The organism is Octadecabacter arcticus 238 (genome assembly GCF_000155735.2).
GTDB classification, from domain to species: Bacteria; Pseudomonadota; Alphaproteobacteria; order Rhodobacterales; family Rhodobacteraceae; genus Octadecabacter; species Octadecabacter arcticus.
Window position 1 is genome coordinate 2,349,954 of the sequence record NC_020908.1, and the last position, 14,887, is coordinate 2,364,840.

Genomic DNA, 14,887 nt, shown 5'->3' on the forward strand with positions numbered 1-14,887 from the left:
CAGATTGGGCCCCCATTCGTGGGGGCCTTTTGCCATTTATGCCGCCTACTGGAATCGATCGGGACGGTACGGGGCCAACAGCGCGTGATACTCCGCACCCTGCCCCAAGACCTCAGCCGCCACAGCCTCACCCGCAATCGCCGCCAAGGTCACACCCGAATGCATCACCGCAATGTGCAGGCCCGTCGGTCCCGCGGCCCCGATTACAGGTAAACCGTCTGCGGGCATCGGCCGATAGGCCAGCGCTACACGGTCCCAGTCCAGCGTTGCACCCGCCACCATCGGGTCCAGCCAGCGCAACACCCGTGCCGCGATGTCTTCTGGCCGTTCCGTCACGTCTGTTGCGTTATCGCCTTGGTGGTTGGCAACCGCTGACGCCAATATCCGACCATCTGGCAACTGGCGCACTTCGCCGTGCGGCGTCACCAAAACATGCGCAATTTTCACAGCAACCGGCTTTGTCGTCACAAATACACCGGGGCGCACCAGCATCGGCAATTTGACCGCAACACTGGATAAAACGTCGGGCGATCCCGTGCCCGCCGCAACCACAACACGCGGCGCTTCGATCCGCCCGACTGTCGTCTCAACCCCGCAAACCGTCCCGGCGTTCTGGGCAATGCCAAGCACCTGAACGCCCGACACAACCTGCGCGCCCGAAGCCGTCAGCAACGCGGCGGCCACCGCGCCTGCGTCCGCTGCGCCTTCGTCAGGAAACTGCAATATATCACTGGGCAACCCGCGAACGTCAGGCTCCAACGCCTGCGCCTCGCGGTGGCTTAGATGCGCAACCGGATAGCCAAGGGCCGCCAAATCCGCCTTCATCTTTTGCAACGCAGTGCCTTGCTCTTCCCACCAAAGTGCCCCTGACATCTGTACCGCCAGATCGGGTTGCACTGCCATAAGCCGCCCATACGCCGCAATTCCCGCAACCCGCAGACGGTGATGCGCGGCATCGGCGTAAAAGCTCGCGTTGATCCAACCGAACGACTGCGAACTGGCGCCAGCAGCGCCGCCATCAATCACGACAACCTCGGCTCCACGCTGGGACAGATGCCACGCAATTGACGCCCCAATAATCCCCGCGCCGACAACGATCACTTTCATGGTGTTCCCCTTGTAATTTTTCTCGTGGTCTTTCCTGATTCAAAGCCTAACTTGTAGACATGACAGCTCAAGACATCATCGATGCCCTGTATCTCGCGCCCCACCCTGAGGGCGGTTTTTATCGCCAAACCTGGGCCGACACGACCTCCGATGGTCGCGCAACGGGAACCTGCATCTACTTTCTGCTTAAATCGGGCATGGCAAGCCACTGGCACCGCGTTGATGCCGTCGAAATCTGGCACTATCACGCCGGCGCGCCCCTCATATTGAGCGTATCTGAAACAGACTTCGGCCCCAAGACTGACCACCGCCTCGGCCCGGACATTTTAACGGGTGATCGCCCACAAGGTATCGTTCCAAAAGACGCTTGGCAGGCCGCCCGTACCACGGGCGATTGGACGTTGGTCAGCTGCACTGTCAGCCCCGGTTTCTCATTTGACGGCTTCACCCTCGCCGAACCGGATTTCAAAATCCCTTAACGTCTAGCCCTTGCTTGCCGCGTCTATGCTTCAAAAATATCCCGGGGTGGAGTGCGCAGGACGGGGGCTGGCAACCCTCAATCGGATTTGGGATGCAAATTCGATCGAAACGACCCCAAAAAAAAGCGGGGACCGAAGCCCCCGCTTAGTTTCGTCGTCCAAGCTCATTTTAATGTACCGCCCGGTATTCTGCCTGCGGCCTGAACGTCTCCGATGAAACGCCCTCAGGCGTTTCGTCAAGGCGGCATCGTACATCGTATTGCAATATTCAAATGCCGCCCCGAACCTTTTTAGCTACAGCCTGACGTTCCACCACAGGTATTACACTTCATGCAGGTGCCGTTGCGCACAAGTGTGTAGTTGCCGCATTCGCCGCAGGCTTCGCCTTCATAGCCTTGCATCTTCGCCTTATCCCGCGCCGTTATACCGATGGCACCGGATGCGATTGCTGTTGTTGTCGTGGCTTTTGCCATTCCACCACCCACAGCAACCGCTGGTATCATGGTTTCAAGTGCGACCGCCGCATCACCGCCACCGAATGCCACCGCACCCGCTCCGCCTTGCAACACGTACAGATCGTTTGGCACGCGCTTGCGCAAATAACCTGTTGAGCTGATCTGCTTGAGAACTTCTAAAGACCGCGAGGCCGCACTGTCCGACATTTCCTGAATGTTGGACACGCCTTCTTCTTCGCCGCGACCAAGACTGTCGAATGTCGCGCCTTCTGGTTTGACGTGTGCCAGATCGGTGCGATCGAGGTAAGAAACAGCCAATTCACGGAAGATATAGTCAAGGATCGACGTCGCGTTCTTGATGCTGTCGTTGCCCTGAACCATGCCCGCAGGTTCAAATTTGGTGAACGTGAAGGCATCGACGAATTCTTCCAGCGGCACGCCGTATTGCAGACCAACCGACACCGCGATGGCGAAGTTGTTCATCATGGCGCGGAAACCAGCGCCTTCCTTGTGCATGTCGATGAAAATCTCACCGAGGTTGCCGTCCTCATATTCGCCTGTGCGCAGATACACCTTATGACCGCCGACGTTGGCTTTCTGGGTGTAGCCCTTGCGACGCTGCGGCATCTTTTCGCGGTGGCTTTTGATGATCTCTTTGATGACGACCTTTTCGATGATCTTTTCGGCAATGACCTGCGCCTTGGCGTGGATATTGCCGTTCTCAAGGATATCAGCTGCTTCTTCGTCATCCTCGATCAAGGCTGCGGCCAAAGGCTGTGACAGTTTAGATCCGTCGCGGTACAGCGCGTTCGCCTTGATGCCCAAAGACCAAGACAATTCATAAGCCTTTTGGCAGTCTTCGATCGTGGCGTTGTTCGCCATGTTGATCGTCTTGGAAATCGCACCGGAGATGAACGACTGTGCCGCGGCCATCATGTAGATGTGGCTGTTGACAGACAGGTAGCGCTTGCCCGTTTTGCCACACGGATTGGCGCAATCGAACACAACGTAATGTTCTTCTTTCAGGTGCGGCGCACCTTCCAGCGTCATCGTACCACAAACGTGGTCATTAGCCAGATCGGCGTCCTCCTTGGAAAAACCCAATGATTTCAACAGATCAAACGTCGGATCGTTCAGTTTGTCGGCTGGAATGCCCAAAACCTTCGTGCAGAAATCTTCACCCAGCGTCCATTGGTTGAACACAAACCGGATGTCGAAGGCGGATGGCAGTGCCTCTTCGATCTTTTCAATCTCGGCCGGACCAAACCCATGACCGATCAATGCGGTGTGGTTGATGCCCGGTGCGTTGCCCAATGTGCCGTGACCGACTGCATAGGCCTGAATTTCTTCGGCTTGGGATGTGGAATAGCCTAGTTTAGCCAAAGCCGCTGGCACCGATTGGTTGATGATCTTGAAATACCCGCCGCCGGCAAGCTTCTTGAACTTCACCAGCGCAAAGTCAGGCTCGATTCCCGTCGTGTCGCAATCCATCACCAGACCGATGGTGCCTGTGGGCGCGATCACCGACACTTGGGCGTTGCGGTATCCATGCTTTTCGCCAAGACGCAACGCTTCGTCCCACGTCGACATCGCGATGTCGATCAGGCGGGCATCGGGGCAATTTGCGTGATCCAGCGGAACTGGTTTGATGTCGAGCTTTTCATACCCGTCGGATGCGCCGTACGCGGCATTGCGGTGATTGCGAATAACCTTGAGCATGTGATCTTTGTTGCGCCCATAGCCTGAAAACGCGCCCAGCTCCCCTGCGATTTCAGCGGATGTCGCGTATGACACACCGGTCATGATCGCCGTCAGCGCGCCAGCCATGCTGCGGCCTTCATCGGAATCGTAGCCAAAGCCCATGTTCATCAACAAGCCGCCGATGTTGGCATAGCCAAGACCCAGCGTGCGGAAGTCAAACGAGCGCTGCGCGATTTCCTTGGACGGGAACTGTGCCATCATGACAGAAATCTCGAGTGTTACGGTCCACAAACGGGACGCGTGCATGTAGTCTTCGACTTGGAATTCGCCGTCCTTGAAGAACTTCAGCAGGTTCATTGACGCAAGGTTACAGGCCGTGTCGTCAAGGAACATGTATTCGGAACACGGGTTGGACCCACGGATCGCGCCATCTTCCGGGCAAGTATGCCAAGCGTTGACTGTGTCGTGGTACTGGATGCCTGGATCGGCGCAGGCCCATGCCGCGTGGCCAACCTGTTCCCACAAATCGCGGGCTTTGATGACCTTGGCGACTTCGCCGTTCTTGCGGTTGATAAGTTTCCAGTTGGCGTCGTCTTCTACAGCCTTCAAAAACGCATCCGTTACGCGGATCGAGTTGTTGGAGTTCTGACCGCTCACGGAATTATACGCCTCGGAATCCCAATCTGTGTCGTAGGTCGGGAATTCGATGGCCGTATGACCTTGGCGGGCATAATCCAGCACGCGTTTGACGTAGGTTTCCGGAATACAAACCTTTTTGGCTTCGCGCACCGCGTCTTTCAACGCCGGGTTCACCTTTGGATCGTAGGCGTCGTCGGCTTTGCCATCCCAAGTGCGGATCGCATCAAAAATCAGGTTGAGCTTTTGTTCGTGCATCTTGGAACCCGCAACGATGGACGCGACTTTTTGTTCCTCAAGCACCTTCCAGTTGATGAATTCCTCAATATCGGGGTGGTCGGCATCCACGATCACCATCTTCGCTGCGCGCCGCGTTGTACCACCGGATTTGATCGCGCCTGCTGCACGATCACCGATCTTCAGGAACCCCATCAGGCCGGACGACTTACCGCCCCCTGACAGGCTCTCGCCTGACGCACGCAGCGAGGAAAAGTTAGTGCCAGTCCCGGACCCGTATTTGAACAGGCGTGCTTCGCGGACCCAAAGGTCCATGATCCCGCCCTCATTGACCAGATCATCTTTGACCGATTGGATGAAACAGGCATGCGGTTGCGGATGCTCATAAGATGACTTCGACGCGGTCAGCTTGCCGGTTTTGTAATCGACATAGTGGTGTCCCTGTGCAGGACCATCAATGCCGTAGGCCCAGTGCAGACCTGTGTTGAACCATTGTGGTGAATTTGGTGCTGCGCGCTGCGTCGCCAACATATAGCGCATCTCATCGAAATAGGTTTGAGCGTCTTCTTCGGTGGTGAAATAACCACCCTTCCAGCCCCAATAGGTCCATGCGCCGGCAAGACGATCAAACACCTGCTTGGCCGAAATCTCGCCGGACATCTGCGCGCCCTCGGCGGGAACGGACCGCCACAGAAACTCTGGCACGCCCTTTTCAGCGACCCGCACGGTTTCAGATGGCACGCCCGCTTTGCGGAAATACTTCTGCGCGATAACATCTGACGCGACTTGTGACCAGCCTATAGGTATTTGACAGTTTTCAAGTTTGAAAACGATGGTTCCGTCAGGGTTTCTAATCTCGGATGTGGCGGCCTTGAACGGCACCTCCGCAAATGCGTCTTGTCCGGATTTTGTGAAACTGCGTTCAATCTTCATCGTGCACTCGCCTCTGTTTTATATGGGGTCCGACGTTGCGGCCCTCTTGTCCCTCATCGACCCGTTCTGGATCAATAGTTAGTGCGCTGATTGAGACTTCAAAACGTGCAAAACAAAGATCTGTGGCCCCCAATTGAAGGGGTCACTTTCAAGCCAAAGATACTGTTCAGCACCCTATCTCCCGAAACCTGTCCCACGCCGTGCGCGACACTCTATATTTTGTCGTCTCTTCCAGCTTTTACAACATCGCCCATCTACACCTAGAGGGGCAACAGAATTTTTACACTAAATATAGATTAAACAGTCTTGACCGGACCTTAACCAAGGGGACCAAAAAACCACCCCCGATTCTCCCTCAGGGTTACACACAGACCTGTCCAGCCACCCGTCCCGTCAGACCAATTCCTAAAAACCCAAGAATGCCAGAGCGCTACGCCACAAACTTCACTTTCTACATGAGTTACCCACAGGCCCGCGAATGTGACCGCGCATCGGCCAAACGTGACTTGCGCAACCACGCGGCTGTGTCAGTCTTGTCACGTAAAGTAACGAGGGGATTTGCATGCGTTGGGTTGTGTTAACTTTGGTAATGGCATTGGCAGGCTGCACCGAAGCAGTGGTATCCGGCGTGGCAGCAACCGCTGGCGACGCCGCCGAAGGTGCGCAACAGGCTTATATTCCTGCCTATCCATCCAACTTGTTCGTAGCAGCTGCCGCAATTTGCGACGGGCCGGCCCAAACTGTCGTCCAACCCAGCCGCAACGAGGTCCGCTGCGAGTCCTTTCAAGACACAGAATCAGCCGCCGCCCTCATTTTGCAATTTAACGGCTCCGTACAAGCCCTGCCCAAATTCATCATCGCGTTCACGGGGCGCGACACGTCTCTGGGGTATTTGGTGACGGCTGACAATTACATCCGCGTGCCACAGCGGTCAGGAGGCGCACAACAAGTGCGGTTCCCTGATCTATCGGTGTCCAATGAATTGAGGGCCCTGCTGAGGGCCGCCGGTAGTCAACCCCTCTGAGGCGACCAAGTGCCTGCAAAGATCGAACTTTGCAGACTTGGGTTTTGAATATTGTTAGAAGTGGTCGGGGCGAAAGGATTCGAACCTTCGACCCTCTGTTCCCAAAACAGATGCGCTACCAGGCTGCGCCACGCCCCGAACCAAGGCCTTATCTAGTGGGTGTTTGCGCGGTTGCAAAGACCTTAAATACATTTTTTTGTAACTCCCAAGCACCCCAGCCGATAACGGGTTTTTGTCAGTTTTGATGTGAGTCTCCTTGGTTATTAGGCGCATGAATTTTCTGTTGTGGTCTGAATTTCGTGGCGCTGTGACGATTTCTCTGAATCATTGGTGGAATGGACCAAGTTACTGCTCTTGAACAACTCCTCGCCACGGCTCTGCGCAGGATCGCCGAGTTGGAAGCCGCGTTGGCGAGCATGGCGCAAGAGAATGCGGATCTGCGGCGTCAGTTGGCCAAGAACAGCAGTAATAGCAGCAAGCCGCCTTCGAGTGATGGGTTGAAGAAGCCGGTACCGCGTAGCCTGCGTGGTAAGTCCGGTAAGAAAAGTGGTGGTTAAGTTGGCCACCGAGGCGACACCCTACGTCAGACAGCAACGCCTGACTTTGTGGAGCGACATGAGGCTGAGGCCTGTGGCACCTGTCAGCATGGCTTGACGGCTGGGATGATCAAGGCGGTGGAGAGGCGTCAGGTTTATGACATACCGGTGCCGCGTCTGGAGGTCACAGAGCATCAGGCAGCGATTTATTGTTGTGGTCATTGCCGAGCCACGACGACAGCCACCTTTCCCGATGGCGTGAATGCACACGTGCAATACGGTAAGCGCATTCGGGCGGCAGCGGTCTACTGCAATGTTCAGCAGCTGATCCCCGAGGATCGGGTCTGCCAACTCCTGCGTGATTTGTTTGGTGCCACCAGCCTATGCGCGGCCAGCGTGACCAACTGGGTGAACGGCACAGCGCGTACCTTGGGTGGCGTCGTCGAACACATTCTGGCCCGGCTCAATGAAGGCGGCGTTCGGCATCTGGATGAGACCGGACTTCGTGTTGCTGGTAAGCTGCACTGGCTGCACTCAATCAGCGATCTCGCCTTCACGCATTATCGCATCAGCGCCAAGCGCGGTGCTGTTCCATCCTTCCTGACCGGCGGGACAATTGTTCATGACCACTGGAAGTCCTATTACGCCCATATGAGTGGGGTGGACGCGCACGCCCTGTGCGGGGCGCATCATTTACGGGAACTCAAGGCCATCGAAGAAATCGAAAAGGAGCCGTGGGCGTGCGCGATGAGCGTGCTGCTCAACAGCGCCAATCAGCTCAAGTGCGCGGCTCAGGGGCGAGGCGAGACCGAACTCCCCACGTCGGTTCACCACGGCATCCTCACCAAATACATGGCGATCCTCACCGAGGGCCTCGCCTTCCATGAGCGACAAGACCCACTGGCTAGACGCACTGGTGCGCGAGGCCGAAAAGCCAGGCGGCCAGGCCATAACCTTCTGGTCCGCTTGCGCGACTACCGTGATGACGTCCTAAGGTTCCTTACGGACTTCACAGTTCCCTTCACCAACAATCAGGCCGAACGGGACCTGCGCATGATGAAGTTGCGCATGAAAATCTCGGGAACTTTCCGCACCCTCGAGGGCGCGCAGGTCTTCGCTGACATCAGATCCGTCATCTCGACGGTCAGAAAACACGGGGGCAATATCCTCGAAACACTCACCCTATCACCACAACAGATCATCGCTCGGCTCTAACGTCGCAAGGGCAACACAAAACCCGATATCCGATGGGGTCCTTGGGAGTTACCTTTTTTTAATTGATTTGTCAGTTGGTTTCACACGGCCAAATAGCAGCGTTGCCAAAACTGATGTGCTGCATCTGATCTCCGACGTCCATGCCGAGCCGATCGGCCAGCCCGCCATTGATCTCAAGCACAAACTGGATGTCCGTGCCGCCAAATATCGGTATCTCATCGAGGGGTTGCGCCATGGAATGGATGTTACGGATCACGCCCGTGTCATCGACAAAAACCATATCAAGCGGGATAAGTGTGTTGCGCATCCAGAAACTGACGCTCTGTGGGTGGCCATAGACAAACAACATACCATGCGTCGTTGCCATCTGTTCCACGAACATCAGACCACGGGACCGCTCTGCACTTGAATCGGCAACTTCAACCGTAAACTGCGCCGATCCGAAATCACCGCGCACAGACACCGTGTCTTGCGAACACGCCGCAAACGCAGCACCAGCAAAGCCGAATACTGCGGCTGTCCATGCTATGATAGTCGACGTTATAAAGGACGCGGAACAGCGCTTTCCCATGGCAATACCTCAGCAGCCATAAGCCCGCGTTTGCCTTCCATGGCCCGCAGCGCAATGGCCTCGCCAGGAAACAGATCAGCAAGACCCGCAAGGCGCAAGACTTCGACATGCACAAAAATGTCAGCGTCATCGCCAAACACATTCGCAAATCCGAACCCTTTGCCTTTGTCGAACCATTTAACCCGTGCAGGTTCAATCGGGACGGCGGCGATGTCTGCGGGATCAAATTCGGCAAAGTCAGCAAGCCCTGATCCGGGTGGTGCTAGATTTTGTTCAATGGATAAAACTTCAATCGCCTGCAGGCCGCGCTCTGTTTCGGCAACCAACACTTCGATGCCAGTGTCGTCAGCGACGGAACTTTGTCCAAAGTTTCGCAGGACATTGGCGTGCAGCAAAATATCCGCGCCACCCTCTTGGGCAAGGATGAAACCAAACCCTTTGCCTGCGTCAAACCACTTGACGTGGCCCTTCATGACGTAGCCTTCGGTTGTAATATCGTTCATGTTTAAGCCCAGGCTCGCGTATCCACTAAAACAACCGCGAGCTATCCAATCCTGAGATAACTGACTGTTTGATCAAGAACATACAAGCGCTCAGATCGACCTTTTTACGTAGCGTGAATAATTATGGGTATAATCGGTTTATTTCCCAAAGCTTTACTCGCCCTTGTCGCGACCACCTGAACCGATCATGCAACCTAGATGCGCCGTCGGCCCAGAATTCAATTTCAACCGGACAGATACGGAAACCACCCCAAAATGGCGGTCGAATCGGATCTGGCCCGTGTTCTGTTGCCGCCTGTTCAACCTGTGCAACCAGCGCATCACGCGAGGCGAGTGGACGCGATTGCTGGGACGCCCAAGCCCCAAGGCGGCTTTGGGAATTGCGCGACTGGAAATAGGAATCCGCCTGCGGGCCGTCTTCCCGCGTGACGGTGCCGCGCACACGGATCTGACGTCGCAGGGATTTCCAATGCATAACAAACGCGGCTTTGCCGGACTGATCCAACTCTTGGCCTTTGGTACTGCCGTAATTGGTGAAAAAGACGAACCCGTCGTCTTCAACATCCTTTAGCAGAACAATCCGCGCATTCGGCATGCCGTCACCGTCAACCGTGGACAAGGCCACGGCATTAGGATCGTTGGGCTCTACTTCTTGCGCCTCGGCCAACCAAGCTCGCACGATGTCAAAGGGATTATCGCCTGCAAATAGTCCGCTGCGGTCTGCCATATCATTCGCCTTTCAATACACGTTTTCATCTTAGTTGGCCTCGGCGCGGTGTCGGTCAAGTGCCAAACGCGGCGCGCCTGAAAGTCTTGTGGCACCCGCGCCTATCGCTTACACCCAATCAACAGCGGCCGCCAATGGGTGGCTTTGAGGCTCGGCCAAAATGTCCGATCGTGCGAAGGGGAATTCATGCCATCCAATTTGATGCAGGGGAAACGCGGCCTTATTATGGGTCTCGCCAACGAAAAATCCATCGCTTGGGGTATCGCTAAGGCCCTCGGCGATGCGGGTGCAGACCTTGCTTTTTCATATCAGGGGGACGCGCTGAAGAAACGGGTCGTCCCACTGGCCGCCTCCCTTGGGTCAGATTTCGTTCTGCCTTGTGATGTTGGCGACGAAGCCTCGATCGATGCCCTGTTTGATGGCTTGAAGACGCGTTGGGACAACTTTGACTTCGTTGTCCATGCCATTGGATTTTCTGATAAAAATGAACTTCGTGGTCGTTACGTTGATACCAGCCGCGCCAATTTTATGATGACGATGGATATTTCGGTGTATTCGTTCACGGCCGTTATGCAGCGCGCCGAAAAGATGATGAACAAAGGTGGGTCTGCCATAACCCTTACCTATTACGGCGCTGAACGCATCATGCCGCATTATAATGTCATGGGGATCGCCAAGGCAGCGTTGGAATCCTCGGTACGTTATATGGCCGAAGACCTTGGCAAGGACGGCATCCGGGTGAACGCCATTTCGGCAGGGCCGATCAGAACGCTTGCGGCCTCGGGAATTGGCGATTTCCGCTACATCCTGAAATGGAACGAATACAACTCCCCCCTGCGCAAAAACGTCACCATCGACGAGGTTGGCGGTTCGGCCCTTTATCTGCTGTCTGACCTCAGTTCAGGCGTCACCGGTGAAGTCCATCACGTTGACGCTGGCTACCACGTTGTTGGCATGAAGGCCGTCGATGCCCCCGATATGTCCCCGAATAAAGACTAACAAAGACCAAACAAGGACGATGCCATGACCGCCAAAGACGAAAGCCGCCTGCCCCACGAAAAAGGTTTCCATATTTCATGGGATCAAATCCACCGCGACAGCCGCGCGCTTGCATGGCGCCTTGACGGTAAAGGTCCTGATGATGGGGCGTGGAAAGCCGTTGTTGCGATCACCCGTGGTGGCATGGCGCCTGCGATGATCGTGGCGCGCGAACTCGACATTCGCACGGTCGATACAATTTCGGTCATCTCGTATTATTCCGGTGGCGGGGCAGCCGATCAACGACGCGAAGCCCGCGTGCTGAAATCCCCCGATGCCACGATGATGGGCGACGGAACTGGTATTCTTGTCATTGATGATTTGGTCGACAGCGGCAAAACCCTTGAACTGGTGCGCGCGCAATATCCAAAAGCACATTTCGCGACTGTCTATGCCAAACCCGAAGGTGAACCGCAGGTCGATACGTTCATCACCGGCGTGTCCCAAGACACATGGATTTTCTTCCCGTGGGACATGGCGCTGCAATACGTCGAACCGTATCGCGGCAAAGATTAGGCGCGCTTGAGCGAAACCGGCCCTTCGGGGAGAGTTTATCTGGCCAAGATGAAGATGGGCTTTATTCTTCATCTTGGCTTTACAACTCCCGCCGGAGGCTCCTGCAGATGAGAAAAAATATGACCCTTCCCCGCACCGCCACGACATTCTCCCCACCAGTCATGGAGGCGCGACGCTGGTTGGACGGCGTCGATTTTAGCACCCGCCCGCTTATTAATGTCAGTCAGGCCGCCCCTGTGGACCCGCCCCCTTTGGCGATGCGCGAGGCGATGGCGCGGATGATTATTGAAGACGATACGACCCATTTATATGGCCCTGTCCTCGGCCTGCCTGACTTGCGCGCAGAAGTCGCGGCGCAGTGGTCGCGGGCTTATGGTGGGACAATCACACCCCACAACGTGGCGATCACGTCTGGCTGCAATCAGGCGTTTGCGGCGGCAATTTCCACACTCTGCGGTGAGGGCGATGAGGTTATTCTCCCCGTGCCGTATTATTTCAACCACCGCATGTGGCTCGATATGGCGGGCGTCACAACCGTGCCTCTTGCCGCACCCAATGGCTTAATCTCCAGCGCAAAAGATGCCGCAGCACTGATCACCGACAAAACCCGCGCAATCGCGCTGGTCACACCGAATAACCCGGGCGGCGTCGAATATCCGGCTGAAACGGTGCAAGCCTTCGCAGACCTCGCGCGCGGGCGCGGCATTGCGCTGATCATTGACGAAACCTACCGCGATTTTGACAGCCGGACAGGCGCACCGCATCAGTTGTTCGGCGACCCGAACTGGGACGACACATTGATCCAGCTTTACTCGTTCTCAAAGGCATATCGATTGACGGGCCACCGTGTCGGTGCCTTGATCGCGTCTTCTGAACGTTTGGCCGAAGTGGAAAAGTTCCTCGACACGGTCACGATCTGCCCCAACCAATTGGGCCAACACGCCGCCCTTTGGGGCATGCGCAACTTGCGCGATTGGCTGGCGGGGGAACGCCGCGAGATACTGGACCGGCGCGCTGCGATTGAGGATCAATTTCCACGTCTTGCGGCAAAAGGCTGGGAACTGGAGGGCTGCGGCGCCTATTTTGCCTATCTGAAGCATCCGTTTGATATGGCGTCGGATGCGCTGGCACAGGACCTTGTGAAACAGGCAGGCGTTCTCACCCTACCGGGTACGATGTTTATGCCCGATAATGGTGGCCAACAGCACCTTCGCATCGCCTTTGCCAACGTGGATCGCGCTGGGATAATGGCATTGTTTGACCGTCTGGTGGCCTATCAGCCTTAAGTCCGCTTGCACCCTGCCCACCGCGCGCCTATTCAGTTGCAAACGTGAATTCTGACTTATTATTTGGGCGATTGCATCATGACCAAGGGCAAAACGAAAAACTTCTTCGTGTGGATCATACTGGGCCTGCTTTTTGTGGGACTGATGGGCTTTGGCGCATCCGGTCTGTCGGGCAACCTGCAATCCATTGGGGCGGTGGGCGATAAAACCCTGTCCGCGCAACGCTATTACCAAGAATTGCAAACCCAGATCAGACTTCGAAGCGCGCAAGAAGGCCGCACAATTTCCTTCCCCGAAGCTCAGGACGCACAAGTTCCTAGTCGGGCGTTGCAGATCGTCGTGGCCGAACGCAGCTTGGACAACGAAGCCGCAATTCTTGGTCTGTCGGTGGGCGACCGCGTCATCAGCGAGCAGGTTCTGGCAGACCCGAACTTTCGCGGCTTCGAGGGCACCTTTGATCGCACAACCTACCGCGAAACGCTGTCTCGGTCCGGTATGAACGTGCGTGAATATGAAACCGACCTGCGTGAGGGCGCTGCGCGTGCCTTGCTGCAAGGTGCTGTCTTTACCGGCGTCCCCGATCCGTCCGTGTTCGGTGAGGTGGTTGCGCAGTTTATTCGCGAAGGGCGCACATTTACATGGGCTGCGCTGAATGCCGCTGACGTCGACATCACCCTGCCAGAGCCGAGCGAAGATGATTTGCAAGCGCACTACGACGCCAACCCAAATCTTTACACCAGTTTGGAAACCCGCGAATTGCGCTTTGCGTGGATCGTTCCGTCGATGATTCAGGATGACATGCCTGTGGACGAAGAAGAACTGCGCCTAGAATATGACGAGCGCATTGACGAATTCGTACAGGCGGAACGCCGTCTGATTGAACGCTTGGTTTTCGCCAATGACGAAGCCGCACAAACCGCACTGGATGCGATCAACGCCGGCGACACCACGTTCCCGCAATTGGTGGCCGATCGCGGCCTCAGCCTTGACGATGTCGACGGTGGCGATGTCAGTCTGGCCCAATTGGGCGCAGCAGGAGAGGCCGTGTTCGCATCTGAAACCGGTGGTGTGTCCGGCCCGTTCCCAACCGATCTTGGCCCTGCATTGTTCCGGATGAACGCGGTTCTTGCAGCGCAAAACACGACTTTTGAGCAAGCCCTGCCCGCGCTGCGCGAAACCCAGTCGGCAGCGCGCGCGCAGCGTTTGATCGAAGACCAGATCGATCCGATCACCAACCTGTTGGCCGGTGGCGCATCTTTGGACAACTTGGTCGCGCAAACCGATATGGTGCTGGGCGAACTCGACTTTACCAGCCTCACCACCGATGATATCGCCGCCTACGCCGCCTTTCGTGATGTGGCCGCAACGCAAGACGTCGGGGACTTTCCGGAACTGGCAGAACTTGATGACGGCGGCTTGTTTGCCGTTGATGTGATCGACGTGCGCCCACCTGCCCTGATCCCGCTGGATGACATTCGCGACCAAGTTGTTGCGGGCTGGGAAGCCCAAGAAACCGCCGCAGCGGTCATTGCCGCCGCCGAAGCTAAGCAGGCACAACTCATGTCTGCGGTGCAGGATTTCGCATTCCTTGACCTGAACGCGATCCAGGAAAACAACATCACACGGCGCGGCTTTATCAATGGCACGCCGCCTACGTTCCTCAGGGATGTGTTTGAAATGGAAATCGGCAACGTGCGCGTGCTGCCGACAGAGAACGGCGCGATCATTGTGCGGCTTGACGCGATCACCGCCGCCGACTCGTCCGACGAAGCCTACACAGCTGAAGTCGCGTCCGTCGCTGAATCAGCAGGTGAAGGCATCGCGCAGGACATCTACGAGTTGTACAGCCGAACCGTGCAGTTGCGAACCGATGTGCAAGTCAACGAACAGGCGCGCAACGCTGTTCACACAAACTTCCGCTAG

At 56.2% G+C, this 14,887-nt stretch carries 12 protein-coding genes, 1 tRNA gene and 1 pseudogene; 8 read left to right on the plus strand and 6 right to left on the minus strand.

Annotated elements, in window-relative coordinates; translation table 11 throughout:
- Window positions 1–45 precede the first annotated feature (45 nt).
- Window positions 46–1,107 (minus strand): NAD(P)/FAD-dependent oxidoreductase, encoded by a 1,062-nt coding sequence (locus OA238_RS12215; RefSeq protein ID WP_015495403.1) that lies wholly within the window; start codon window positions 1,105–1,107, stop codon window positions 46–48.
- Window positions 1,108–1,166: 59 nt separating this feature from the next.
- Here OA238_RS12215 and OA238_RS12220 point away from each other — a divergent pair, with 59 nt between their 5' ends.
- Window positions 1,167–1,586 (plus strand): cupin domain-containing protein, encoded by a 420-nt coding sequence (locus OA238_RS12220; protein ID WP_015495404.1) that lies wholly within the window; start codon window positions 1,167–1,169, stop codon window positions 1,584–1,586.
- Between the two features lie 290 nt (window positions 1,587–1,876).
- Here OA238_RS12220 and OA238_RS12225 read toward each other — a convergent pair whose 3' ends face one another.
- A complete protein-coding gene (locus OA238_RS12225) occupies window positions 1,877–5,548 on the minus strand; it encodes a vitamin B12-dependent ribonucleotide reductase (protein ID WP_015495405.1) in 3,672 nt (1,223 codons plus the stop codon).
- A gap of 562 nt (window positions 5,549–6,110) precedes the next feature.
- On the opposite strand from OA238_RS12225, the gene OA238_RS12230 reads away from it, so the two are divergent.
- Complete coding sequence (locus OA238_RS12230; RefSeq protein WP_015495406.1) at window positions 6,111–6,572, plus strand: hypothetical protein; 462 nt, start codon at window positions 6,111–6,113, stop codon at window positions 6,570–6,572.
- A gap of 61 nt (window positions 6,573–6,633) precedes the next feature.
- Here OA238_RS12230 and OA238_RS12235 read toward each other — a convergent pair.
- Window positions 6,634–6,710 (minus strand) — tRNA-Pro (locus OA238_RS12235).
- 197 nt (window positions 6,711–6,907) lie between these two features.
- Between OA238_RS12235 and OA238_RS33765 the strand changes: the two genes are divergently transcribed.
- Window positions 6,908–7,129: a DUF6444 domain-containing protein gene (locus OA238_RS33765; RefSeq protein ID WP_015495645.1), complete on the plus strand. Its 222-nt coding sequence runs from the start codon at window positions 6,908–6,910 to the stop codon at window positions 7,127–7,129.
- 15 nt (window positions 7,130–7,144) lie between these two features.
- Window positions 7,145–8,323, plus strand: a pseudogene (gene tnpC, locus OA238_RS12240) (IS66 family transposase); the annotation flags it as partial.
- 70 nt (window positions 8,324–8,393) lie between these two features.
- Here tnpC and OA238_RS12245 read toward each other — a convergent pair.
- From OA238_RS12245 to pdxH, 3 genes are all read right to left on the minus strand, one after another.
- On the minus strand, window positions 8,394–8,894 hold the full coding sequence (locus OA238_RS12245) for a DUF192 domain-containing protein (protein ID WP_015495407.1): 501 nt from the start codon (window positions 8,892–8,894) through the stop codon (window positions 8,394–8,396).
- On the minus strand, window positions 8,864–9,397 hold the full coding sequence (locus tag OA238_RS12250) for a cold-shock protein (protein ID WP_015495408.1): 534 nt from the start codon (window positions 9,395–9,397) through the stop codon (window positions 8,864–8,866). Before OA238_RS12250 ends, OA238_RS12245 begins: the two co-directional genes overlap by 31 nt.
- A 121-nt stretch (window positions 9,398–9,518) precedes the next feature.
- Complete coding sequence (pdxH, locus tag OA238_RS12255; RefSeq protein ID WP_015495409.1) at window positions 9,519–10,124, minus strand: pyridoxamine 5'-phosphate oxidase; 606 nt, start codon at window positions 10,122–10,124, stop codon at window positions 9,519–9,521.
- Between the two features lie 186 nt (window positions 10,125–10,310).
- On the opposite strand from pdxH, the gene fabI reads away from it, so the two are divergent.
- The 4 genes from fabI to OA238_RS12275 all read left to right on the plus strand — a co-directional run bounded on the left by fabI (window position 10,311) and on the right by OA238_RS12275 (window position 14,887).
- A complete protein-coding gene (gene fabI / locus OA238_RS12260) occupies window positions 10,311–11,123 on the plus strand; it encodes an enoyl-ACP reductase FabI (protein ID WP_015495410.1) in 813 nt (270 codons plus the stop codon).
- 24 nt (window positions 11,124–11,147) lie between these two features.
- Window positions 11,148–11,678 (plus strand): xanthine phosphoribosyltransferase, encoded by a 531-nt coding sequence (gene gpt, locus OA238_RS12265; protein ID WP_015495411.1) that lies wholly within the window; start codon window positions 11,148–11,150, stop codon window positions 11,676–11,678.
- 119 nt (window positions 11,679–11,797) lie between these two features.
- The gene (locus tag OA238_RS12270; RefSeq protein WP_044036736.1) at window positions 11,798–12,964 is read left to right on the plus strand and encodes an aminotransferase; all 1,167 of its coding nucleotides are present in this window, start codon (window positions 11,798–11,800) and stop codon (window positions 12,962–12,964) included.
- Between the two features lie 78 nt (window positions 12,965–13,042).
- On the plus strand, window positions 13,043–14,887 hold the full coding sequence (locus OA238_RS12275) for a peptidylprolyl isomerase (protein ID WP_015495413.1): 1,845 nt from the start codon (window positions 13,043–13,045) through the stop codon (window positions 14,885–14,887).